This window comes from Paenibacillus marchantiae (assembly GCF_028771845.1).
GTDB classification, from domain to species: Bacteria; Bacillota; Bacilli; order Paenibacillales; family Paenibacillaceae; genus Paenibacillus; species Paenibacillus marchantiae.
In genome coordinates this window covers 1,996,956-2,020,642 of record NZ_CP118270.1, presented here as the reverse complement: position 1 = coordinate 2,020,642, position 23,687 = coordinate 1,996,956, and the positions used below count along the sequence as shown (strand labels likewise).

Here is a 23,687-nt window from a genome sequence, read left to right as displayed (position 1 = left end):
TTGTTTTCTCCCCTCATATGTGCAGAGCGTTCCTGTTGGCTCTGTTTAAAATGCATAATGTCTGAAATTCATGCTTACACGGTTGGAGTCTACATCAAGGATATGCAGGACAGCACCTTCGGCTGTTGGAAGTACAGTGATGCCTTGCGCTTCATTACTACTTCCGAGGTTCCGGTCAAAGGCCAGCGTGACAGCTCCGGTATCCGGATCAATCCGGTAGACGGATTTCTTGGAATTATTATCGGAGGAGGCATACAGCGCACCATTATATATCTCTGCGCCTTGAATACGATCAATCGTCTGACTAAGCGGTACGGTTTTGATGAGGGACATGTCACTGAGTCGAAACACATTCAGCACCGGGGCATTGTTCCACTGGGCCGTATAGACCTGACCGCGATCGGCATCTACGGCTACCCATGGCACACCACCGGGATGAAGGTTCAGCGGAAGCGCATAGGAGGTTCCGGTATATTGAAGTGTGGAGGCATTATAGACAGCAATGTAGGGATGTTCGTATTTCTTGCTATCTTCAATAGGAGCATAAATCAACCCGTTGTAATAGGAAATGTCACCAATGTGGTCACCGCCCTGCACTGCTATCTCAGCCGGGATTGCTGCCGCATTTCGTTTCTGAACCGTCTTTCCGTCCAGTGCCGTCTTTAATAAACCAAGCTGCGAGTTGAAAATCCATGAGTTTCCATCTGTTGTGACCCCTTGTCCGCGCTCAAAGGCATCCGTTAGCCAAAAGGTTTGCTTGGACACCTCATGCCAAGATTCGGCGGCCTGTGCAGCATATACCGCATTTTCCGCAGCTTCGGCCGATACGGGCACCGCCCATGCTCCTGATGTAAGAGAACCTGCACTTAACATTCCCGCACAGACCCAGCCTGACACTTTTCTCAGTTTCATGATATTAACGCCTCCTGAATTGTAGGTCTGCTCCAATAATGGTTCGTCCATTATAGAAGCAGTGACCCCCGTTTTAGCCAGCGGGATTCACTGCCCGATCGGCTTAAACTAATTGTAGCTTTCAGGCCAAGCACGTCTGTTGGACAAAATGCGGTTTTTATTGAACAAAACAATCATTTTAGAATGATCCGGTTCGAAGAAACCTCGTTCATATACTGTTTGGGCGTCGTTCCAGCGATCCGCTTGAACATTCTTGTGAAGTGACCCTGATCGGAAAAACCGGCACGGTCGGCAATTTCCTTCAGCCCGTACTCTCCCTTGCTGATCAGCAGCTTGGAATGTTCAATCCGCAGGCGAATCAGATAATGATGCGGTGTATGCCCCGTCTGCTGTTTGAACAGCCGAATATAATGGGACAGGCTAAGGACAGCCTTGTCAGCAAGCTCCTGGATGGAGAGCTCCGCCTCCAAATTTTCTTTCATATATTCTATGGACTGATAAATTTCCTGATTGGCCGTCATTCTGGAGGGAGTGCTGTTCGTGCATACCTGAGAATAATGGTTCAGGAGATGCAGGATGAGCATATTGGAGAGTGAATCACTATATATCTTTCCTTGTCTGCCTCCATTCTGCAGCTCTTCAAGCAACCAGAGTCCTAATTGCAGCAGCTTGGGGTCCTTGACATAATACTTCAGTTCCAACTGAATATACCCTTCCTTCAGCAGTCCCGATTCACGTGCGATGTGCTCCAGATAGGAAGGCGGAATTTCGATCTGCAGGAAATACAGGGAGGCCTTTCCCCAGGAACAGAGAACGGGTTCTCCAGCAGGCAGGATGTGAATGGTGTAATAGTTCTCATAGTAAGCCGAACAATGTATGGCAATCTGATGCTTCGTTCCGGTAAGCCCCCCGGCAGCATGCTGAGGACTCGGCCACCGGGACACCTGCAGATGATCCCATCCAAGGGTATGGCTCGTGAGTACAGGCTGGTTGTCAGCAGGATATGCTCTTTCGGTTGTTCTCATCCTTATCACCCCTTTTCATCACGTTAGCAATCTACTATGCGGGATGTATAAACTGTGGGTAAAAGAGTTTGTCTTTTTCGAAGGTGGAGCCAGCTGACTGCTTTGTTGTTTGATCTAAATATTCAGCGAAAATAAAAAAACACGCCAACCGTGGCGCGTTTGAAGCGATTATTCTTATGCTTATGATAATGGTTACCTTAGCTTCGCTAATCGTCTCGATGCTGTCCAATCATGCAATAGAATCTATAGGCAGATGAACCAGCACCGTCGTACCCTCACCCTCCTGGCTTTTCATTTCGACGGTTCCGTGATGGAGCATCACGATTTTCTTGACGATCGCAAGGCCCAGACCGTTACCACTGATGCTGCGGTTTCGCGACAGATCTGTTTTATAAAACCGATCAAACACATAATCGAGCTGCTCTGGCGCTATTCCAATGCCCGTATCCGTTATCGTGATGAGAATTTCGTTCTCTAACTGATTTGTACTTATATGAATATGCCCACCTGCTGGCGTAAACTTGATGCTGTTCCCCAGCAGATTCATCCAGACCTGATCGAGCTGATCCCGATCTGCTGTAACTTGAATCGGTTCTGCCAACTTCAGATGAACCTGAATATTTTTGGTGGACCACTGCGGCTCGCAGGTAACGATAATTTGCCGAATTTGCTCATCAAGATTATAGGTAGCCGCCTCGAACGGATGATGATCGGAGTCCAGAGATGCAAGCTCCAGCAGATTATCGCTAAGTCTGGATAGCCGTCCACTCTCCGTAATAATGATATCGAGGTAATAGTTACGATCAGCCTCGGCAACCAGGTTACTATTTTTCATCGCCATGGCAAATCCGGAAATAGAGGTCAGCGGGGTTTGAATCTCATGAGATACATTGGAAACAAAATCCTGTCTCATCTGTTCCAACTGTTTGAGCTCACTCGCCATCTCATTAAAGCTGTGTGTCAAAGCTCCCATTTCGTCCACACGTTTCGTTTGGATTTCCACGTCAAAATCACCCTTCGCCAGCTGTTTGGTTGCACGAGTCAATACCTGAATCGGTTTCACCAAGTACCTTGCAGCAATAAAAATACATAGGCTTCCGATAAACAGTGCTAGTAATAATATCAGGAGGACCATCCGATTAATGATATTTTCGTTCTGCGGGGAATATTGCATAAACACGGCTTGCGGCTCCCCTTGGAATGGGAAAGGAAGACCAATAAAGGTCTGATCCACCTCAGCCGGAGAACGATAGACCTGACCCTGCAATACCATTTGAACCACCTCTGGTGCAATTTGAACGGTCTGCGTATTGTCCAGATCATAGTATGTTACGTTGCCGGAAACATCATATAGATGAATGGGATAGGTGGATATCTTCACCATACTTTTAATGAATGCCTCCCGGTCCTCCGGGTGTGTTTGTTCATAGAGACGTATCATTTCCTCACCTGTTGCAATCATGTCATTCTGACCGAGATGGTTTACTTCTTTTTTAAACAGAAAGAGCCCTATGAGGAAAGACGACAGCAGGCTGAAAATAATGATAACCAGAAATGTGAAAATGATGCGAACGTATAAGGTCTTGATCATGTGATCACTAACCGGTAGCCCAGACTGCGGGCCGTTTCAATCTGAAAATGGTGGGCATCACCAGCGAATTTTTCCCTTAATCGCTTAATGTGAACGTCAACCGTTCGGTCATCCCCTTCATAGTCGCTCCCCCAGATTTTCGTAATTAGCTGTTCCCGGGTAAATATCTGCCCAGGCTGATTCGCCAGCATGAACAGCAATTCGAACTCCTTTAAAGGCAGATTAAGCGTCTCCTCCCCTCGAATCACTTGAAAGCTGCGGCGATTCAGTGTAATGCCCCCCAATTGAATCGTTTGGGAAGAGACAATCAGATACCGTTTCAGCAATGCTTTCACTCTCATCACAAGCTCCAGTGGATCGAAGGGCTTCGTCAAATAATCATCTGTTCCAAGCTGGAATCCCTTCACTTTCTGAGCCGATTCCCCTTTTACCGTAACCATCAAGAGCGGCATATTCAGATCCATGCGCCGGATCTCCCGGCATAGTTCCCAACCATCCAATTTTGGCATCATAATATCGAGGATAACCAGATCAATTGGGGATTTCTCAACAATATCCAATGCTTCTGCACCGTCTTTAGCCACCACGATCTCAAATCCCTCATTCCGCAAAAACAAGGTAATCAGCTCACGAATGTGCACATCGTCGTCCACGACAAGGATTTGGGTCATATCAAATGCATGCCTCCAATATATTTCTTCTCCTCTTCCACCTGGGTGGAGGGTTCAACCAAAATGCCAGCCCAACAGATTCCAATGATAGAAAAATAAACATAAGGTTACTGCTGCTAGAGTTACGAACGTATAATACATACGCTTAGGTAACGTCCAATATTTGTTTTTCCATGCCAGAACGTTCATTGTTACGATTGCCACACTCCATCCCACAAGAATCAGAGGCATGAACAGATAAAGACGTAGAGATAGTGGAATATGACTGAGTCGATCGATCAGATCTAAGTTCATCACCAGAAGTGTAGCTCCCAAGGTCACCAATGACCACACGGACGTAACTACCGACAGCAGGACTGCCCATTTCTGTGCCCTTGGCATCGCTTTGATTTTGCGTCTACGATAAACAGCTCCCAGTAGTACGGTAATGAACAGAACGGCCGAGATACCGAGCAACGGAAGCCAGAACTTCGATTGATTAATTAACGGGGTTGGTTCCAGTGGCATGGGGTTGAGTATATCCAGAAACAGATACGTGACCTTGCCCTCTGTATCCGTACGGAATCCCATCTGATGCTTGCCGCCGACTTCCTGGAATAGATTCACTCCAATCGGAGTGTATACTTGCTGATCTGCACCACTTCCAATCGACAGCCGGTTATCCGAAACCTCAATATTGATCTGAGTCAGAAAACTGAAAAACTTATCGATCTTCGTGTGATTACGACGTGTAAATTGATAGGAACCTGCATATTTCTCCAGAGGCTCCCCCAGTTCAATAGAGGTTGCAGCAGGCTGCTTCGTCATATGGGCAGGATAGTAACGATCAAAGAAGGCTTCCGCCAATCCTCCTGCTGCCGTTCCACCGTCCCCTCCACTATAGGAAACAAATATGCCGACTTGTTGTTCTGGTACAAGATAGAGCGCTGTATTAAATAGCTCGTCGGCACCTCCATGAGAGATCACACGCAGTCCATTCATGTTCAACTCATAAAAGCCCAAGTCCATGGCGGGTAAACGTTCGTCAAACTGGAATGCCGGGGAATGCATAAGCCTGGCGGTTTCCGGCTTGAGAATTTGCTTATCCTCATATTGTCCGTCCTGTAAATGGGCAATCATGAAATGAGCCATATCATTCGCCGAGACACTGCCTGATCCTGCAGGTCTGAAGCCACCTTCAAACGTAGGGCGCTTGGTTACATACTCGCCATTGGCTCGGGCATATCCAAGTACGGCATAAGGCTTCAACGATGCCGGAACAGGCTCCTCCACCGTAGCATACTTCATGCTCAGCGGATCAAATATATTTTTCTGTATATAGTCATTATAAGCAATGCCACTAACTTCTTCGACGATAAGTCCGGCGAGTGAGGCACCATAGTTGGAATATGCCAGCATCTCGCCTGGAGGCATGACCCGAGCTGGCATATGGTTTGCCATTGTTTCTGCAATGGAGACGGGGAGCTTCTCTGGATCAGTGGTAATCTGATATCCAACACCGCCTTCCTCAAAGCCTGCCGTATGGGTCATGAGATGACGTAACGTAATTGGTTCCGCATAGGTTGGTGGTATTTTCACCGTTTTCAGATAGGTGTTAACGTCAGTGTCCAGATCAAGCTTTCCCTCCTCAACCAGTTGCATCACTGCGGTCCATGTGAACAGCTTTGTGGTCGACGCAATCCGAAACAGGCTGGTCTCGGGATCAACGGGTTTATTATCTTCGATGTTCGAATGTCCGTACCCTTTGGAGAGCAGAATCTTCCCATCCTTCACAATCGAAATGACGGCACCCGGAATCTGTAAAGAATCCATTTGAACATCCATAATCCCATCAATGAATGCTCCTAGCTGTTCTTTGTTATCCAGGTTAACAGTGATTCCCTTCTCTTGTGTACCAGAACTCAATCCGGAAGAGTAAGCCTCTGCTGATACGGGAGCTTTCATCCCTAACCAAGTTGCCCCTAGCGTAGCACCCAACAATACCAGTAACATCATTTTGCAAACCATTTTCCTTATCGACGATGACATAACAAACCTCCACCACTCCGTATATTTTGTGTTGATCACTGTTCCTCGGCTTTCTTTCGAGAGCATATCAAGAACGTATGAACGGAGCGTGAACCTTTTAGTCATATTTTGCCAAATATAATTGGCTTTAGTAAGATAGGGGAAGGTTGAATAAGAAAGGGAGAATGGGTATGCCTGACTTTTTACTAGTCTTATTTTTGTTTAATTTATCTTTATTTCTATTGCACGAAATGGACGCCATTAGACGATCTGAGTGGAAATTGTTTATGGTACTGAAAGATATGGAAGATGAAAAAGCCTATAAATGCTTCACATTCGTTCACCTACCACTCTATACCGTCATACTCGCACTGCTTTTCAGCTCATATCAAACGATTACATTCTGGGTGCTGGATATATTTTTCATCATTCATGCGGTACTGCACCTATTTTTCGAAAAACACCCTCGTAATGAATTTAAGAATTCATTTTCCAGATCATTCATTTACCCCATGGGGATTATTGGGGCCATCCATTTGTTAGCGTTATTATTGTAATTTCATTAGATCGTACATTGAGAAATAAGAAACCGTATGACCGCCTAAAGCGGTCATTTTTTATATACTCTTATCCGCTATTTACAACTGTATTTTAATGGTATATATTATAGCCGTCAGGAATGTTAACGCTAACATAAACTGAAAAAAGGAGGATGTCTCCATCCATTTTCGAAAAGGTTTTCGTTTTATTGAGGTTACCCTTTAAAACATTTCATTTTGAAAGGATGAGGTATCGATGAAAAAACTTAGCAGCACCTTGTTTGTGTTTTTTATGGGCATATCCCTTATGTTTGGCCTGACCGCATCAGCTAATCCCGCCATCGTAAGTTATGGAGGCAGCTATTCCAATACGCTCACTGCTGGTCAAGGATACGCCTACATTCTCCCGAATGCCAAAACCACCGGTACAAGCGTAAAAATTACGGCTTCCGCAGCCAATGCACTTCAACTGCACTACTACTGGAGCTACAATAATACGACAATCGATCTGGGGACAGCCATCGTAAACAACAACAATTACACCGGCGGTTCAGCCTACTACAATCCTGGCACTCTGGTTACTGTGGTAGAACGCGTACCCGCGTCCACGACGTTGTACCCTTCCGTATCCTACACGATTTCTTTCAATTAACAATACAACGAACACATAGTAACTATTCTTATATGAAGATTTAAATACATGAACTCTTTCAGTTAAATCAAAAATGCATCTCTTAGAAGTACAAATTGGAGCCTGCCAAGGAATCCATAAACTTCTGTTGGGGTGCTTTTTATCTGTTAACGGTGAGGCCCCTTTTATAGTAAACTGGAGAAAAGGTCCAATCACTCGGGAGGTCTGCTTATGCAAGAGCAACATGCTGCACGAGTCGAATTATTTGTTACCAACACTCAGATCATCAAGAAATCATTCAAATGGCAAAATGTGATGATGCACCGTCTGGCAGCCCTATTATATGCAGCGGAAAATAAACAAGCTGATGGCGAGGCCATTCGTCAAAGTCATGAAATGATTAAGCAAAACACCAATCTCTTTTCGGCTTTCAGAGGAAATTCGGCGATCAGCGTCGCTACCTTACTCTCGCTTACAACAGATCAGGAAAAGAAACTGGAAGACACTCTCTTTATCTATGATCTGCTGAAAAAAGTGAAATTTCGTACGTCCGATTTTCTGGTTATTGCCGCCTATCAGATTGCAGCTCACGCGGCGCCTGACCAATTCGAGCTTAAGGTCGAACGAGCCAAAGCATTTTATGATCACATGAAAGCCCAACACCGCTTTCTTACCGGACAGGACGACTATATTTTCGCTGCCATGCTGGCCCTTTCCGATCTCGACGTAGAATCCGGTGTGACCCGTATGGAGCAGCTCTATGCAGAATTAAAACCTGAGTTCTCACCGGGCAATAGTGTGCAGGCATTAACGCAGGTGCTGGTCCTAGGCGATGATAATCCGGAGGCGGGCGCTCATGTGATAGCGTTAAATGAAGCATTCCGCAGACGGGGAATACGATTAGACAAAATGTACACCCTGCCGGCTCTGGGGATCCTCTCCTTACTGCCCGGTGACATAGATACGCTAGTAGAACAAGTTGAGGAAACGTATGAATGGTTACGTACACAGAAGGGCTTTGGTGCCTGGTCAATTAACAAACAGGAATTGCTGCTGCTCTCGTCCTCGCTGGTGGCTGTGCAATATGTGGAGGATCTTCGAAACGGCGTCCTGACCACGACGGTCTCCACCAGCATCACCAACATTATCATTGCCCAACAGGCCGCCATGGCCGCTGCTGCAACATCGGCTGCCGTCGTAGCTTCGACTTCATCGAACTAAGTAAAGGTCATGACATGCATCTTACAAAATAAAACAGGCCCTCTGGAACCATCCAGAAGGCCTTCTTCATTTGAATCCAATTGCTGTAAGCCATCACTACTCAACAATTCCCGTATCCCGGAACTCTTCCACGAAACTATTGAGCCAATCCGAACCATAATCCAGCGCACCCATATCACTTTCGATAAAAGCAACATCAAGACCCATAACCCAGAATCGGCGAGCGAAAATAAAGAGATCAACAGCCTGTTCATCTTCGGTAGAGAAGCTTCTAACTGAACGATATCCTGCCATGAGCGCACTCCATAACACTTCTTTTTGCTCACCAGACTGTCTCTTTCGAGCCTTCACCTGCGCCAGATCGTAGGCACGCCAGCCTTTAGCCGCCCACTCAAAGTCATAATGGATGAACTGATTGCCCTGTTGAAAAGCGTTATTGTTCCCATGCATATCGCCATGGCACAGCCCCTTGTCCAAACCTAGTTTGGATGCGACGCCGATTCTTTCTTTTAACTCTCTAGCAAACGTATTTAGAAATGATGCTGCTTCATTTTTTTCACCGATGTAGTTGATGATTCGTTCAAGAGGCTCGTCAATGAGAAACTTCGTATCCAACTCATATCGAGGCTGCTCCAATACCACTTGGTCCATCGCTTTATGCAGCTCAGCCGCAGACTGACCAAAAGCGTAACACGACTCTTCATCTTCAAGGTTGTTTTCGATACCCTCAATATACCGAAACATCACAGCAACCCGCTTGCCTTCCGCGGCCTCCAACACCGTATATCCAGTATGATCTTTCTTCTCGATGTGTTCTCCAATATCGGTATGTACAGATGAATCTAAAATGCCCTTTAATTGAGATAACAGGGAGAGTTCGTACTGAACATCAACCTCCGTAATTTCAGTACGGTAGACACGAAGAATATACATGCCAGAAGAAGTACGTACCCGGTAGGTATCATTTAACCCTCTCAGCCAAAATAAACATTCTTCCCACGATCCGATGTCGTATTGAACACTCAATACATGCTCCAGATATTTAGGGTTGAGCACTGAACGTAAAGCAGTCGGTTGATTGAACATATGTATGCTCCTTCAGTTTGATATAATCATCACTTTAGTTACAGATAAATGATTCCTTCATCTATCAACCTATAACATAGTATATTTTTAATTTATTTTCCAGAATATATATTTAATCAGGTGAATGCATAGCTGAATTCATTTCGCCTCTTTTATGTGCACCAATCACTTTCCCAGCCTTGACCTTGAAGTATACTTCAGGCTTTATACTGTGGATATCATACTTTATGGATGAGAGGCGGCGCACAAATGAGTGTAAATATATATAACAAAAAACGCTCTATCAAGAGCTATTTACTAGAAAAATACATCAGAACTTTAGATAGCAAGAAGAATTTATCTACGCGAGAAAACACCCTGAAGCACTTGGAACACATGGGTGTAGAGAACACTAAGCCTTATGAGCTGGGTAAGGTTAAATTAATCTCTTCAGTAAATGAACGTTCCTTTGAAGACATGCAGGTATTTACTTTGAATGACCAGATGTCTGCTGATCAAAAAGTGATTCTATATATACATGGCGGCGCTCATACGCACCAGCCTCTAACCTTTCATTGGAAGTTCATGGACCGCATCGCACAATCGTTGAATGCCAAAGTTATAGCACCCATCTATCCCAAAGTGCCTCATTTCAACTACCAGCATACATATCCAAGACTCCTGGACTTATACCGTGAAATCATTGAATCGATAAAGAGTCCTGCACAACTTACCATTATGGGAGATTCAGCGGGAGGAAATATTTCGCTTAGCTTTGCACATTACATCAAGACGAATCTTCTTCCTCAACCCAAAGATATCATTTTGTTATCTCCATGTGTGGATAAGGTTCTGGACAACCCGGTCATATTCGACTATGAGACCCGAGATCCGATGCTGGCTGTGGAAGGCTATGATGTAATTCGAAGAATATGGGCGGCAGATAAAGATCTGGATGATCCATTGATCAGTCCAATCTACGGAGACTTCAAAGGACTTGGAAAGATTACCATTTTCATCGGAACTCATGAAGGTTTATTTCCCGACAACATGAAGCTCGACAAACTGCTTACCGACCAGGGCATTGACCATAATACCTTTGTATATCCCAAAATGAATCATGTCTTTGTGCTTTACCCTATTCCTGAAGCCAAGGATGCAGAGCGTAAAATCATTAATATTATTAAGCATGCATCACATGAATTGCATATATGAGACTACTACTGAAAAAAAACCAGAAAAATCATATTCAGCACTTGTAAATTGTATTATTCCGGGTATAATACTCGGTATATAGAAAAGAGTAGCTGACTGGAGTGATAACGCCATGGATTCTTTGACACAAACTTGGGTTAACGATTATTTGGACCTATATAATTATGCCCGTACCATAGAAGACTCGGAATGGGCTGAAGATATTCTCAGGAAGCTTCAAGATCAGAAGGACGCGTTACTGGAGGAAGAACGAAAAGCGATACTGCTCCGTGAGCTGCTTACAAGCTACGACCGAATCAACAAACAACTGGTGGACATTTTCAGCAAGCTGAGAGTCGCTTCAGAAGGTTACCAGACTGAGTCTTTACAGGAGCAATGGTTCAAATTAAAGCTAATGCGGATTGATGTCTCTCGGAAGATTCTTCAATATAAATAAAATAAACAAGAAAAAAAGCCGGTCTGCAGTTCGTCTGCTTAACCCGCCTTGATTAAAGGCTTACTATTCTTTTGATGCGTACAGTCAACTGTTCCACACATATGTAAAGCCCGCCAGCTTTACATGAAATGAATGATCGATAATTACATGGATGCTTTCTTCATGTTGCTCATCATGCCCATCATTGTGGTCATCATTTCGTCGCATTCTTGCATACAGGACATCATTTTATTCATGTCCATGCCTTCCATCATGCTTTTGTCTTCCATGCATTCCATCATCATCTTCATGGATTTCATCTTGCACATCATTTCTTCCATACACATGTTCATCATCATGTTCATACACATATTTTCCATTTCAACTTCCTCCTTTCAAATATAGTAAACTTCCTTTTTTTAGCATAAACGATTCCCCACTTAAAAGCAATCTTTTTCCTCTTGCCTTTTCTGTAAAATCGATGTATAATACGCATTTTACTTATCAATCCAGTCGGAAATAAAGGCTTTTGTGGAGAGATGATCTCTCCGCAAAGGCCTTTTTGTATGCCTACCTAAGTCTTGAATAACTGGATTATCTATCAAATTTATCCTTGTTCAGCAAATGTAGGTCCTTTACAATAACTTTAGAAATTCCCGTATATCGATTTCTTCATCAAACGATATCCATATATGGTATATGGCATAGCACTTCCTTAATTACGATATAAGCTCTTACTTGAGTTTATATAAAAAAAATGATACAGGAGGCTATCGAATGTTCAGATTCATTTTACCGTCTTCAAAGCTAGTATTGATTTGCTGTCTGCTGGTGCTTACAACGGTAAGCATGCTGTTCAACAGTCCAAAGGCGTTGTCACATGGTTACGTAGAAGGGCCGGCGAGCCGAGCTGCACTGTGTGCTTCGGGAGTCAATCAAGATTGCGGCAGTATCGTGTATGAACCCCAAAGCCTGGAAGCACCTAAAGGCTTCCCTACTGCAGGACCTACGGACGGCCATATTGCAAGCGCTAACGGCGTCTTCCCTAAGCTCGATGAGCAATCCGCCACACGTTGGTCGAAAGTGAATATGTCTAGTGGCAGTAATACGTTTACTTGGAAGCTGACAGCTAACCATTCAACGGCAAGCTGGAAATATTATATTACGAAAACGAACTGGAATCCGAATGCACCTCTATCCCGTGATTCGTTTGACCTGACACCGTTCTGTTCAGTTCCTTATAATGGCAGCCAACCACCATTTAGCTACACCAACTCATGCAACGTACCCGAACGTAGCGGTTATCATGTTATTCTAGCAGTCTGGGAGGTTGCGGATACTCCCAACGCCTTCTATAATGTCATCGACGTAAACTTCTCCGGGACATACCCGGTTGATAATGTGGCACCAACACCTCCAGCTTCACTTGCGGCAACTGCAACTGCTGCGACCAGTACATCCTTATCGTGGAAGGCTTCCACAGATAATGTAGGCGTGACGGGGTATAAAATTTACAACGGGACTACATTAATCGGCAATGTATCCGGCACAACTACAAGCTATACCGTCACAGGGCTAACAGCAAGCACGGCCTATACCTTTACTGTCAAAGCAGTCGATGCAGCAGGCAATGAATCTGCAGCCAGTAATATTGTAAGCGTTACCACAACTGCACCTCCTGCAAACGACACTACCGCACCTACATCTCCAGGCGGGCTGCATGTAATGGGAACACCAACCGCGTCCAGCATTCAACTGATGTGGACGGCATCCACGGATAATGTAGGCGTGACAGGGTATAAAATTTATAACGGCTCTACTTTAGTTACAACGACATCCGGGACGGCAACGTCATATACGGTAACCAATCTTGAAGCGAACACAACATACAACTTTTCGGTTTATGCTGTTGATGCAGCAGGCAACCAATCTGCTGCCAGCACAGTCAGCGGTAAAACAGCCGCTGCTTCTACTGCACCTGCATGGGCAGCTAATACTCAATACACAGCGGGTACAATCGTGAGCTACAATAACTTGACTTACAAATGCCTTCTTACACACACGTCTCAAGTGGATTGGATCCCTTCGGCAACACCAACCCTCTGGCAGCTGCAATAACGGGATTGACTGGAGGATTAGTTAAAAAGAAGTCCATTTAGATTATGATTACAACCATAGCCGGTCCATATTCAGGGATCGGCTATGTATTACACCATGCAAAATAAGACGCTTCAGGAATTAGTCCCGAACGTCTTATTGCTTGCTTTTTATGTTTCTATACCGATTTTATTAAGCCAATATGGGTGATCCGGGTGTCATACGGATCTAATTCCACAGTTTGTTTCCCATACTCGGTATCGATCGTCGTCGTTTGAACCTGACCACTATTGTTAATGACGACCAACTTTTTACTCTCCGGATAATAAGTACACTCTGTAAATAAGTTATCCGTAATGTACTTCGTTTCATGGGATTCACGGCCCGCAAAACGAATCAGATTCAGCAGCAACCTTGTGTTCTCCCAACTGAATTCGAATGAAGGCAGGTAGATTCCTTTCCCTTTACCAAAATCATGTGTAGACAATGTAATCATACCATCCGTTTCATCCACCACAGCAGCTGTTCCATCGGTAAGATATATGTTATTCTTCGGCGTTATTCTTGCCCCTTCCGGCAACAAACCATGCTCATCGCGAGTCTCATATGTCCATTTTCCATGAACCACCCTGGCGCCAGTATCCTCATCCACCCCAAGAACATGTGCCATTCTGAAAAAGCTGTCGTACCCTTCTACCGCCGATGGCTGGTTGATGCCAATAAAAGTACCGCCTTCATACACCCATTTGGTCAGCAGGTCCACACATTGGTAGTCATTCCAAAGTTCTCCGCCGCTCCAGGCTGAACCGGCAGAGCCGGCATTGATCACGACATCTATATGTTGCAGTACGCCCTGACGGATATCTTCAAAATCAATGAACTGCACTTCAACCGGTAAGCCTGACAAGGCTTCATTTACATGAATCAAGTCATGCATATACGTTTCATGGAAATGGCCGGACAACGTCCACGATCTTAGTTTGCCCCAGCTATGTAGAACAGCTACCCTCGTCTTAATCTGATAGGGCTTACCCTCATGATGAAGCTCTTTTATTTCCCTGAACTCGTCCGCAGTCTTCTCAATATAATCGCAAAAGTCCGGGTAAGGCTCAACCAGATGCAGATATCCACCCAGTCCAATCCGATCAATCGGCTCTCTGAGCAAAGCTCGCCTGATATTGATCCAATACTTTTTGGCATCCAGCGTAGGGTTTCCGCCCTCCTTAAAGGTAGGAAGTCCGCCTAAGCCCACCGGAAACAAGTAGGGATGCAGACGAATCTCATGGGTATCCACGTTGACACCTGAACACATTCTTGCCTCATAACCGGAGAATACACATTTAATCATCCCATCGAATCCAAACTCCTGAAAGCGATCATTATAAGGCTCCATGCCAACCCAGCTATCATCATAGAAGACATACGCCAGCTTGCCGTGGTTATGCACGATATCAATTAACTTCTTACCGAATTCGATGACAAAATCATTGATAAATGCCATCCAGTCCAGCTTGCGCTGCTGCGCCGGGATATGACTTACGCGATATTTGCCACCATTCACAAAATCCTCAGCAGAGAGCGAATATCCAACTTTTTTGGCAAACAGATCAAGTGCTCTCGAACTTACCGTAAAATCATATGAGCCCCAATCCGAGAAGAGATGGCGATTACGCTCGTCGCTGCCCCAGATCCAGGCGAAATTATAAAACAATGAAGTGAAACGAACCACCGTTGTTTCCTGATGCTGCTGACACCAATCCTCCATCCATTCCAGCAGATATGTCTGCGTTTCCGAATAGATCGGATCAATTTGCATCAAGTGCTCCTTGTCCCAATGGTTTGTGGTGTGATTGTACATCGAGATCTCTTCCCAGATCCGATAGGCCATGAAGCTTACCGTGTATTTATGCCAAGGAACGATGCCGGTAATGACTACATGGCCGGATTCCCTCTCATAATTCCACTGTCCTCTTGGCACTTCCTCCTCGGTTGTCCGGTCAAAGACCTGCCAATATTTAAATGCCTCTTTCGAATCATTCACCTTGAATTGTTCAGCAAAAAAATCCTCCATCAGATAGAACGATACATAATCTTGTACAGCTACCTTCGGATTCGTAATTAAAAAACATTGTTGGAGCTTATCTTGATTTCGAGATGTCCACTCGTTATGATCCCGGATGATGCAGATGGTCGAATAAATGCCATACCCCGCGTTAATAATCTCATCGGATAATTGTGTACCGTCACTGTCACGAATGACATCGGCCCCCCACCGTTCGGCAAGTTCCAAAGTCAGTGCCTCATAACCGGATTCGCCGGGTAGTGTAAAGGAGCCTTTGATTGGTTTGGACAACTTGGTTCCCTCCCTATTTCAACATGTCGGACAGGAAAGCGAGCGCCAGGCCCTGACCCCAGCCCTGAATCCAGTCTTTTGGAATATTGCGATAGCCATCCCGATCCTTCATCACCGCCGTACCACCAGATACACCAAGCACACGTCCATCTTCACTAATGTTGTTCAGAATGCCTTCCAATGCTTTTTGCACGTATTTGGTATGTAGCGGATTACCGTTATTGATCATGGCTGCTGCAATACCAGCGGAAGCCGACACCTCTTCATACGAATCCTCGTCATCCAGAACTGTCCGCCACAAGCCATTCTCTGTCTGCACGAGCTTCAGAGCTGCCAGTTGATCCCGCAGCGAGCACTCCACGTCCATGCACTGTGGATATAGATACCAGTCCTTCAACTGTGGTTTTACTTGCGACATGGTGTAAGCGCCCCAGGCGTTCGCTCTACCCCAATATAATCCGGACATGTGGTCCTTGTTGACGTTATTGTAGCCATGGTACCAGAAACCGCTGCTCGGATCTTGCAGGTATTTGATATGCCAGTAATATTGATTAAGGGCATCCTGGATCATTTCCTGATCCTTTAATTTGCTTCCCACACGGAGCAGGAAAAATGCCGCCATAAATAAAGTATCCGCCCATGCCTGCTCGGGAAAATCATTGGAAATGGATACGGTATGCTGCAGCACGTTATCTCCAAATCTAAGCGCATGATTTTGAAGATAATCCACCTTGCTCATTACAATATCCCAGTATTTCTGGTTCCCTGTTTCTTCATATAAAGTAATCAGCATATGGCCCATCGCACATGTATTTACGGTCCAGTCTGGCAAGCCCAGCTCGATGTATTCATCCGCCCATTGGACAAGCCTGTCCAAATACTCTTGGTTGCCTGTTGTTTGATAAGCTCTGGATACACCATAATACGCCACACCGCAAGGCCAATCCCACGTCAAATCCATCGCCAGTGTTTTTTTCGTAACGTTATCAATAACGTTTAAAATTTCTTCCCTGTCATATTTCACTTGAAGCATCGGTGATTCCCCTCTCGTGGCGCACATGCCCCCAAATGCGCTTGAGAGCTGTCCGTCCTTGGTTTGAAAACGCTTTACTTATTCCATTGTACGCAGTAAAATAGTGTCAATCTAAGCATATTCGCAACAAAACTGCGCAATTTCAATCATTTATGAATGGGAGTTATTGAATGTGCCCAGAAAAAAGCAGCCTATTATTGAATACCGCCACTATAGCTTGCCAATCCACTTTCCTATTCTGCTGTTAAGCGGTGAACGTTGGAAAATCTCTGATATCAAAAGTGAACATCTTCATTTCCACAACCATCTGGAGATTGGTATTTGTCATTCGGATAGCGGCATTATGGAGATCAAAGGTGAATCGGTACCTTTTAAAGCCGGTGATGTAACCTTTATCCCCAGATATCTTCCTCATACAACGTATAGTTCACCCAATGAAGCCAGCTTATGGTCTTATCTCTTTTTCTCGCCCGAGGACCTCTTTCAACAGTCGTTTAAGAACAGTGCCTGCAGTAACTTTGAACCCAATTTGAGGGCCATTAAGGGATTGAACTGCATTTTAAATAGAGAGGAACATCCAAGGATCTATACCCTTGCGACATCTGTGGTAGAGGAATTAAAGCAGAAAAATCCTTTTTATCAGGAAAGTGCCTATGGCTTATTGTTATCCCTTTATATCGAACTCCTGCGAATCCATTCCCGGAATGAACCCTTGGCAGATCAAGAAACGCAGCATAATCTAAAAGGTGATCTTGTTATTTCTCCGGTTCTGGAGTATATCACCAAAAACTATATGTCGCCCATTACCATCGATTTTCTCGCTGATCTGTGCCACCTAAGCACCACCCATTTTCGCAGGAAATTTCATGACATTATGGGAACGGCACCTCTGGATTTCCTGAACAGCACCCGAATTGAAGAAGCCTGCAAGCAATTAAAAAGCACAGACGCTTCCATTCTTTCGATCTCCGAACAAGTCGGTTTTCAGTCCATTTCCAGCTTTAATCGCTGCTTCTCCAAACTTATGGGGAAATCGCCGAAAGAATGGCGCAAAGGCGCACAGTCCGAAGTGCAATCTGCGAAAGCCTCCATATTGGAGTTTACGGGATGGGTGTAGGATTAAAAGGGAGGAAAGTTGGTATCACTTCTAAATTTCGATGTCAATCCAGTTTTTCATTCCAAAAAACGCAACCCCAAAAGGTTGCGTTAACGTTAATCCCTTACACATTCTTTCCTGTGTTCTCGCCGGTTAATGCCTTTTCGCATGTTTTACCGCAGATAAATATACATGGCGACAATCGTCGCCGCCATCGTCAAAACCGCTACCCGACTCAACATTCACGAAGTATTAGACACATTTATGGCTACATGGTAAAATAAATCAGAATATCCATTTTAAATCGAGGTATAAAAACATGATCATCTCACATAATCTAGCGGCTTCAAACACGTTAAGAAGATTGCAGAAAAGCTCGAAGGCCGGTTCGAGTCACATGGAGAAATTATCCTCGGGATTTCGGATCAACAAAGCATCGGATGATGCGGCAGGTTTAGCGATTTCCGAAAAGATGCGAGCACAAATCCGAGGGTTGGACCAAGCATCTAGAAACATTCAGGACGGCACCTCCGTCATACAGACCGCGGAGGGGGGCCTCGATGAAATAACCAGCATTTTGCAACGACAAAGAGAACTGATCATTCAAGGTTTAAACGATACAAACACTGATAAGGATCGGCAAATGATTGACCAAGAAATACGGGAGCTTACGAATGAAATCGACAGCATTTCCACAAAAACAGAGTTTAATACAATTAACTTATTAGCTAGAGACGATTACGAAATACTTGCCGATCGGTCCAACAGTAATACCGTCCATACCGTCAGCGATCCGCCTCCAACAACAACAATACATAAGTCCGTGGTGTACAAACCACCGGGGGAACCCGAAGAACCAAGGCATCTGGTAAGCAGTATAGATACATCCGTAACAAGCAATACACTCTCCAATACAAGTACCATTACTCCGATTGTTTTACCAGATTCAAGAGAGGGGTACAACGAATATACGGTCGACACCAACACAACGACTGTAACAGATACAACAACTACGGTCCATGAAAGCCTGATGCTATCTAATGATCCTAAATATTCGGAACCTAGCTATTGGTATTCCGTTGGCATGAACAAAACCAGCTTCGGTCCGGAAAGCTTTGCCGATGTATATGGTTCAATGCTCGAAAACGTAGAAGTCAACGGAAGCACGAGGGCCTTAGAATATACCTCTCGCAGTAACCGAGGAACTGTTCCGGCTTGGGACCATATGTGGTTTCCTGGAACCAATCTGTCCATAACGAGATTCCGAACCATACTGCCCGATAACTCCATGGAAATTAAATATGTCATCAATAATGGTGACCCTTCGGACTCCAGTTTTAAACTGAGCAATGTAATGGATCCCCCGGTTGATTCTGTTATCTATGATGCGAGTGGTAATCCATTGCCTGCTGGAAGTAACGCATTTACTCCCCCTTCAGGAAACACGTTTAATATGAATGGGACCAACGCTAACGCTGCCATCATATTTGATGATTCACTTGGTTTTACATCCCCGACGGAGCTGGTAGTAAATAACCCAGTTGGGGGCCAATCCCAAATTAATTTCGATTGGGATTTTACAATCCCTGGCGGTTCAAGCATAACTTTAGGTTTCTCCTACGGGCCGTTTTCCTTAAACATGGAAGTGTTCGAATTTACCCGTGAAACGGAAATAATCAAGCATATTGATACCACCATTGTTACGGACATTACGGACATCGACTATAGACCGCCCAACCTCGACATCCAAATGGGCGCCAACACAGGTCAATCCTTATATATTCCTCTCTTTAATGTAAAGGCTGAGGGATTGGGACTAACCAATATGGGACTATTGCCGCCAGCAGATCCTAACCAAGCCTTGGTCCAAACAGACCGAGCTCTAGGTAAGGTAACTAATTACCGGAGCATATATGGTGCACTCCAGAACCGCATGGAACATGCGCTGAATAACACAAACAATTCCAGCACCAATTTAACCTCGGCTGAGTCGCGTATCCGTGATGCCGATATGAACAAAGAATTGTTGGGTGTGACCAAATCTAATATTTTAATTCAAGCAGCTCACGCTATGCTGGCCCAAGCCAATCAGAATCCTCAAACCGTGCTGCAGTTATTAAAATAAAAGAACACAACCTACGCACAAATCCCCTTCCACATTATTTGGAAGGGGATTTCGTCTATTCTATATGTTCCAGTATCTTTCAGCTGTTTTCCAAAACTTCATTAAAAAGTTGTCCATCACCATCGACATCAATAATTTTAAGACGACTCGTGTTTTTAATAAAAATAGTCTTGTATTTCTCTTTACCGTACTGGTTTGCAAGAAGAAGAATACGTTCATTTTCGTTATCGCTTACGGTTCGAAAGGTATACTCCTTCGGATTAATAGTCCGAACAATCATGTCATATTCGGGAAGTGAAGACCACTCACCGCGATTAGGGCTTTCCTCCGCTGGTTCGTTGTCTTTCTGCACCGTCTCGGTCGGTGCGGATTGCTCATTACTGCCTGTATCGTTGTCGGGATTGGCTTCGTTCGAATTGCAGGCCGTCAGCATCATTACGGCCTTTTGTTCATCGAAGTCATCTCCTGTTGCGATAGTCCTTTTTATGGTAAGATCCCTGATCGTTGTCCTGCATTGAACGTGGTTTAATCTAAAAGTGTCTCTGAGGCTAGCGTGAACCCTTCAATGACGACATCTTCGTCAACTTCAATCATGATACACCGTCTGCCTTGATAATTCACTTGTTTCACATATCTCAAGTCTTGTGGGCTAACTGATATCGTAGCGACTTTGGTTTCAATCTTAATGGACTTGGACGTAAACTTCGGCATAACACTCGTCGCTTTCATTTCATAATTCTTGTTGTCGACGATGGTTTCAAATGCGCGTTCCACTTTCTCCGACGTCAGGTCCTCTACACCGCTTGCAGTCAGCACACGTTCCAGATCTTTATAATCGAGCTTCGGAGGTTCTTCTTCATGTGACTCTTCGTTAATTTCGATGACCCGGTTGATCTCCTCGTACACATGTGCAATTGTGGCTGAGTCGAGCTGTTCACCGGCCACTTCCTTCACGATATCTTCGAAGATCGCCCGTTCTTCCAGTGCTGTCACAGACCTTTCTCCATTCAATACATTTTCAACAAAATGAGGGTCCGGGAAATTCGATTTCCCTGTGCAGTACAGAATGCGATTCACATCGGAGTAGTTGTCCGTTACGCTCGGGTACAGGAAACCCTGCTCCGGGGTGCTTAATTTGACAACCGGATCTACAATGACATTGTACTTAAATTCTCTCTCCACATAATCAAACAAGAGCGTTTTCCGCTGCTTCTCCGTGGAATTCACACTGCACAGAATGAATGGATGTGCGAACACTTCGTTTTTCTCGCTTTCTTCCGCTTCATCGTTCCGAGCCTTGGTTGGCAAGTAATACTGTCCACGAACAAACGTGATCACCATATCCCGTTCATACTTGGCATCCACCAACATTCTTTCTACTAACAGGAGCATCAGGTCCTGCCATTCCTCCGGATCTCCTGTTACCAGTGCTTGGTGAAGCATCACCTGAGCCGGCTCCTCCGCTTGCTCCTGGAACTTCAGCTCAAACAATTTCTGATCCAGCTCACCCGTCAGCAATTTTTTGAAATTGCCCATGTACAGTTCCTGTTTCTCTCTATCCACCAGCTCAAACGGATGGCGCTCCCAATGATAAATCTCGTTCGTTTCTTTCGTAATATACACGTTGAGTATATCGTAAATATTCAGTAAATCATGATCCATCTTAAACTGTTTGCGTATATGCGCGACTTCTTTTTTATTCATGATTCGTTAGACAACTCCTCAAGTAAATTGGCCTTACAAGTATAAACGATATAAAAAACCTTCGCTAGAAGGACCTTTATCGTTATATGTCATCTACAGTAATAAAAAAGAAAGACGCATCAGGAATGATTCCCGTGCGTCTGTTTTTCGATTCACTGCTTATCTTTTCAATTAACTGCTGCTCGGCAACATATCTGCATTCAAAAGTGGTTCACGGCTCGGAGACACTTTGCTCCCTTCACGCAAAAACAGTAACCCCATGAACAAGGACACAACGCCAATAATAATTAGCAATGCCCCCAACTCCTGACTGTAGGCTGTAAGCGCTCCGTCCCGAAAAGCCATTCCACGAATCAGGCGGTTAAGCCAGTTCATTGGTAGTGCCCATGCGAAAATTTGAAACGGTTCTGGAAACGCCAGCGGCGTTAGTTGAATTCCCGTTGCCAGAAAGGAAGGATACAATACAAAGCTGGTTCGTAGGTTGACTTTGGATATGTCTTTGGCTGTGTATCCAATCAACATACCCAGAAGTGACAAGGCGAAGGCATAAATAACCAATGGGATGATGAAAAGATAAGGTTCCGCTTCAAAACGCATTCCCCCCACCTGCTTTAATAATCCATAGGATAGGAGCAGCGATAGGGAGCTCAACACAGCGTACGGCACACTCCTAACCCATAGCTGGAAAGGTGACCTTCCGTTTGTAAATAACTTCCCTTCCTGACGAAGCCGAGGTGCAATCGAGCCCGCTGCACTTGTTGTAATCATCAATACTACGATATTCACAAATCCTAGTACCATAAAACCGACATAACTGGAGGTTGGATTAAACAGCATCCGTTGCTGAAGCGAGATCGGCGACACGATTCCTTTAGCCGTTTCGGCATCCATCCCTTTCTGGATCAGACGTGTCATGGAAAGGGTCATATTTTCCGTCTGGATGATCTCCTGAATCGCGGTCCGGATTCCGGTTAGCCCCGAGGGCATTGTGTTATCCATCAAGATGCCGATATTCGTCGATTTCCCTTGTTGTTGACGTAAGCCCAATTGATTGGGAAGCATAATGACCGCTACAGCCTGCTCATTGGCAAGCAATGTTTCCGGACTCATTCGGCTCGCATAAACGCTTTTGACGCTCATATATTGCGAGGCATTTATTTTGGAGATCAACTGCCGTGAATATTCGCTATGATCCTCATCAATGACCACAACTGGCGATTTGCTAATTTGATTCTGCGAGAACATTAAACCAAAGAATAAGGCTGCAATAAGCGGGCCGATAAAAATTAATCGAACATACTTACTTCCCGATACGTACTTCCATTCGTCAATCAGTGATTTCATCAAGTTTCACCTCTGCTGTCATCCCCGGAAGCAAATCAGCATTCGAATCCATCGATATTCGGACCAGAAACATACTTAGATCGGCTTGCCCCTTTTCTCGTGACATGCGCAAGCTCGCGAATTGTGGGGCAGATGAGATGGAAGTAACAACTCCACTCACCTGTGTTGGCTGATCCAAATAGGGAAAATGAACATCTATGGCTTGATTCACTTCAAGCTTTTGAACTTCACTTTCCTGGATGTAGAGGTCCGTATAGTAATTTTTCTTTTGCAGAACCGCCAGCGGCACTCCTGCTTGTACTTGATCTCCCTGCTTTACAGCAACTCGGTCAACCAAACCATCATACGGTGCGAGTACATCCACATCTCCTTCCCCAGCTGACTTCACTTTGAATAGCACCTCTCCCTTCTTCACGGAGCCACCTGCAGACGCACCCGCCTCTACAATCGCCCCAGGACTATTCTGATAAAACAATGTCGTTTGTTCTGCCTCAAGCATGCCTTGTTTCCTGCTCTCGGCCTGACTTACAGCATCCTTGCCTTTAACAGCCAGAAGTGAGCCTCCAACAATGAGCACCATCGCAATTCCTATATACAGACCTGCTTTTATCTTCATTCTTTCATCTCTCCCATTCCCAATCCT

At 44.8% G+C, this 23,687-nt stretch carries 21 protein-coding genes; 8 read left to right on the top strand and 13 right to left on the bottom strand.

Annotated features, from left to right (window positions below; genetic code table 11):
• Positions 1-45: 45 nt before the first annotated feature.
• The 5 genes from PTQ21_RS09255 to PTQ21_RS09235 all read right to left on the bottom strand — a co-directional run bounded on the left by PTQ21_RS09255 (position 46) and on the right by PTQ21_RS09235 (position 6,227).
• The gene (locus PTQ21_RS09255) at positions 46-912 is read right to left on the bottom strand and encodes a DUF6923 family protein (RefSeq protein WP_090955241.1); all 867 of its coding nucleotides are present in this window, start codon (positions 910-912) and stop codon (positions 46-48) included.
• A 173-nt stretch (positions 913-1,085) separates the two neighbouring features.
• Complete coding sequence (locus tag PTQ21_RS09250; RefSeq protein ID WP_274569608.1) at positions 1,086-1,937, bottom strand: helix-turn-helix domain-containing protein; 852 nt, start codon at positions 1,935-1,937, stop codon at positions 1,086-1,088.
• 229 nt (positions 1,938-2,166) lie between these two features.
• A complete protein-coding gene (locus tag PTQ21_RS09245; protein ID WP_274569607.1) occupies positions 2,167-3,528 on the bottom strand; it encodes a sensor histidine kinase in 1,362 nt (453 codons plus the stop codon).
• On the bottom strand, positions 3,525-4,199 hold the full coding sequence (locus PTQ21_RS09240) for a response regulator transcription factor (protein WP_063567131.1): 675 nt from the start codon (positions 4,197-4,199) through the stop codon (positions 3,525-3,527). Before PTQ21_RS09240 ends, PTQ21_RS09245 begins: the two co-directional genes overlap by 4 nt.
• A gap of 54 nt (positions 4,200-4,253) precedes the next feature.
• The gene (locus tag PTQ21_RS09235; protein ID WP_274569604.1) at positions 4,254-6,227 is read right to left on the bottom strand and encodes a serine hydrolase domain-containing protein; all 1,974 of its coding nucleotides are present in this window, start codon (positions 6,225-6,227) and stop codon (positions 4,254-4,256) included.
• Positions 6,228-6,391: 164 nt separating this feature from the next.
• Between PTQ21_RS09235 and PTQ21_RS31385 the strand changes: the two genes are divergently transcribed.
• The 3 genes from PTQ21_RS31385 to PTQ21_RS09225 all read left to right on the top strand — a co-directional run bounded on the left by PTQ21_RS31385 (position 6,392) and on the right by PTQ21_RS09225 (position 8,597).
• Positions 6,392-6,763 (top strand): DUF6713 family protein, encoded by a 372-nt coding sequence (locus tag PTQ21_RS31385; RefSeq protein WP_338020313.1) that lies wholly within the window; start codon positions 6,392-6,394, stop codon positions 6,761-6,763.
• A gap of 238 nt (positions 6,764-7,001) precedes the next feature.
• Positions 7,002-7,397, top strand: a complete 396-nt coding sequence (locus PTQ21_RS09230) for a hypothetical protein (RefSeq protein WP_072735676.1) — start codon at positions 7,002-7,004, stop codon at positions 7,395-7,397.
• A 210-nt stretch (positions 7,398-7,607) separates the two neighbouring features.
• On the top strand, positions 7,608-8,597 hold the full coding sequence (locus tag PTQ21_RS09225) for a DUF4003 family protein (RefSeq protein WP_274569602.1): 990 nt from the start codon (positions 7,608-7,610) through the stop codon (positions 8,595-8,597).
• Between the two features lie 96 nt (positions 8,598-8,693).
• Here the strand turns inward: PTQ21_RS09225 and PTQ21_RS09220 are convergent, their stop codons facing one another.
• Complete coding sequence (locus PTQ21_RS09220) at positions 8,694-9,683, bottom strand: phosphotransferase enzyme family protein (RefSeq protein ID WP_072735678.1); 990 nt, start codon at positions 9,681-9,683, stop codon at positions 8,694-8,696.
• Between the two features lie 249 nt (positions 9,684-9,932).
• Between PTQ21_RS09220 and PTQ21_RS09215 the strand changes: the two genes are divergently transcribed.
• Together PTQ21_RS09215 and PTQ21_RS09210 are read left to right on the top strand one after the other, a co-directional pair.
• The gene (locus tag PTQ21_RS09215; protein WP_274569600.1) at positions 9,933-10,877 is read left to right on the top strand and encodes an alpha/beta hydrolase fold domain-containing protein; all 945 of its coding nucleotides are present in this window, start codon (positions 9,933-9,935) and stop codon (positions 10,875-10,877) included.
• Between the two features lie 121 nt (positions 10,878-10,998).
• Complete coding sequence (locus tag PTQ21_RS09210; protein WP_197521548.1) at positions 10,999-11,313, top strand: hypothetical protein; 315 nt, start codon at positions 10,999-11,001, stop codon at positions 11,311-11,313.
• Positions 11,314-11,456: 143 nt separating this feature from the next.
• Here the strand turns inward: PTQ21_RS09210 and PTQ21_RS09205 are convergent, their stop codons facing one another.
• Entirely contained in the window at positions 11,457-11,672 is a 216-nt protein-coding gene (locus PTQ21_RS09205) for a hypothetical protein (RefSeq protein WP_063567124.1), read from the bottom strand.
• A 397-nt stretch (positions 11,673-12,069) separates the two neighbouring features.
• Here PTQ21_RS09205 and PTQ21_RS09200 point away from each other — a divergent pair, with 397 nt between their 5' ends.
• Positions 12,070-13,410 (top strand): lytic polysaccharide monooxygenase, encoded by a 1,341-nt coding sequence (locus PTQ21_RS09200; RefSeq protein WP_274569599.1) that lies wholly within the window; start codon positions 12,070-12,072, stop codon positions 13,408-13,410.
• A 157-nt stretch (positions 13,411-13,567) separates the two neighbouring features.
• Here the strand turns inward: PTQ21_RS09200 and gnpA are convergent, their stop codons facing one another.
• Positions 13,568-15,742, bottom strand: a complete 2,175-nt coding sequence (gnpA, locus tag PTQ21_RS09195; protein ID WP_274569598.1) for a 1,3-beta-galactosyl-N-acetylhexosamine phosphorylase — start codon at positions 15,740-15,742, stop codon at positions 13,568-13,570.
• 13 nt (positions 15,743-15,755) lie between these two features.
• Entirely contained in the window at positions 15,756-16,775 is a 1,020-nt protein-coding gene (locus PTQ21_RS09190; RefSeq protein WP_064642211.1) for a glycoside hydrolase family 88/105 protein, read from the bottom strand.
• A gap of 172 nt (positions 16,776-16,947) precedes the next feature.
• On the opposite strand from PTQ21_RS09190, the gene PTQ21_RS09185 reads away from it, so the two are divergent.
• Together PTQ21_RS09185 and PTQ21_RS31380 are read left to right on the top strand one after the other, a co-directional pair.
• The gene (locus tag PTQ21_RS09185; protein ID WP_274569597.1) at positions 16,948-17,892 is read left to right on the top strand and encodes an AraC family transcriptional regulator; all 945 of its coding nucleotides are present in this window, start codon (positions 16,948-16,950) and stop codon (positions 17,890-17,892) included.
• A gap of 298 nt (positions 17,893-18,190) precedes the next feature.
• Positions 18,191-19,996, top strand: a complete 1,806-nt coding sequence (locus PTQ21_RS31380; RefSeq protein ID WP_338020312.1) for a flagellin family protein — start codon at positions 18,191-18,193, stop codon at positions 19,994-19,996.
• A 79-nt stretch (positions 19,997-20,075) separates the two neighbouring features.
• Here PTQ21_RS31380 and PTQ21_RS09170 read toward each other — a convergent pair whose 3' ends face one another.
• The 4 genes from PTQ21_RS09170 to PTQ21_RS09155 all read right to left on the bottom strand — a co-directional run bounded on the left by PTQ21_RS09170 (position 20,076) and on the right by PTQ21_RS09155 (position 23,660).
• Positions 20,076-20,432: a hypothetical protein gene (locus PTQ21_RS09170; protein ID WP_274569596.1), complete on the bottom strand. Its 357-nt coding sequence runs from the start codon at positions 20,430-20,432 to the stop codon at positions 20,076-20,078.
• 89 nt (positions 20,433-20,521) lie between these two features.
• Entirely contained in the window at positions 20,522-21,700 is a 1,179-nt protein-coding gene (locus PTQ21_RS09165) for a DUF4317 domain-containing protein (RefSeq protein WP_274569595.1), read from the bottom strand.
• 171 nt (positions 21,701-21,871) lie between these two features.
• Entirely contained in the window at positions 21,872-23,044 is a 1,173-nt protein-coding gene (locus PTQ21_RS09160) for an ABC transporter permease (RefSeq protein WP_274569594.1), read from the bottom strand.
• Positions 23,028-23,660, bottom strand: a complete 633-nt coding sequence (locus PTQ21_RS09155) for a biotin/lipoyl-containing protein (protein ID WP_274569593.1) — start codon at positions 23,658-23,660, stop codon at positions 23,028-23,030. Before PTQ21_RS09155 ends, PTQ21_RS09160 begins: the two co-directional genes overlap by 17 nt.
• Positions 23,661-23,687 lie beyond the last annotated feature (27 nt).

Coding starts and splice junctions, on each gene's coding strand:
- PTQ21_RS09255 (WP_090955241.1), bottom strand. CDS start 912: ATGAAACTGAGAAAAGTGTCAGGCTGGGTCTGTGCGGGAATGTTAAGT.
- PTQ21_RS09250 (WP_274569608.1), bottom strand. CDS start 1,937: ATGAGAACAACCGAAAGAGCATATCCTGCTGACAACCAGCCTGTACTC.
- PTQ21_RS09245 (WP_274569607.1), bottom strand. CDS start 3,528: ATGATCAAGACCTTATACGTTCGCATCATTTTCACATTTCTGGTTATC.
- PTQ21_RS09240 (WP_063567131.1), bottom strand. CDS start 4,199: ATGACCCAAATCCTTGTCGTGGACGACGATGTGCACATTCGTGAGCTG.
- PTQ21_RS09235 (WP_274569604.1), bottom strand. CDS start 6,227: ATGTCATCGTCGATAAGGAAAATGGTTTGCAAAATGATGTTACTGGTA.
- PTQ21_RS31385 (WP_338020313.1), top strand. CDS start 6,392: ATGGGTATGCCTGACTTTTTACTAGTCTTATTTTTGTTTAATTTATCT.
- PTQ21_RS09230 (WP_072735676.1), top strand. CDS start 7,002: ATGAAAAAACTTAGCAGCACCTTGTTTGTGTTTTTTATGGGCATATCC.
- PTQ21_RS09225 (WP_274569602.1), top strand. CDS start 7,608: ATGCAAGAGCAACATGCTGCACGAGTCGAATTATTTGTTACCAACACT.
- PTQ21_RS09220 (WP_072735678.1), bottom strand. CDS start 9,683: ATGTTCAATCAACCGACTGCTTTACGTTCAGTGCTCAACCCTAAATAT.
- PTQ21_RS09215 (WP_274569600.1), top strand. CDS start 9,933: ATGAGTGTAAATATATATAACAAAAAACGCTCTATCAAGAGCTATTTA.
- PTQ21_RS09205 (WP_063567124.1), bottom strand. CDS start 11,672: ATGGAAAATATGTGTATGAACATGATGATGAACATGTGTATGGAAGAA.
- PTQ21_RS09200 (WP_274569599.1), top strand. CDS start 12,070: ATGTTCAGATTCATTTTACCGTCTTCAAAGCTAGTATTGATTTGCTGT.
- PTQ21_RS09190 (WP_064642211.1), bottom strand. CDS start 16,775: ATGCTTCAAGTGAAATATGACAGGGAAGAAATTTTAAACGTTATTGAT.
- PTQ21_RS31380 (WP_338020312.1), top strand. CDS start 18,191: ATGATCATCTCACATAATCTAGCGGCTTCAAACACGTTAAGAAGATTG.
- PTQ21_RS09170 (WP_274569596.1), bottom strand. CDS start 20,432: ATGATGCTGACGGCCTGCAATTCGAACGAAGCCAATCCCGACAACGAT.
- PTQ21_RS09165 (WP_274569595.1), bottom strand. CDS start 21,700: ATGAATAAAAAAGAAGTCGCGCATATACGCAAACAGTTTAAGATGGAT.
- PTQ21_RS09160 (WP_274569594.1), bottom strand. CDS start 23,044: ATGAAATCACTGATTGACGAATGGAAGTACGTATCGGGAAGTAAGTAT.
- PTQ21_RS09155 (WP_274569593.1), bottom strand. CDS start 23,660: ATGAAGATAAAAGCAGGTCTGTATATAGGAATTGCGATGGTGCTCATT.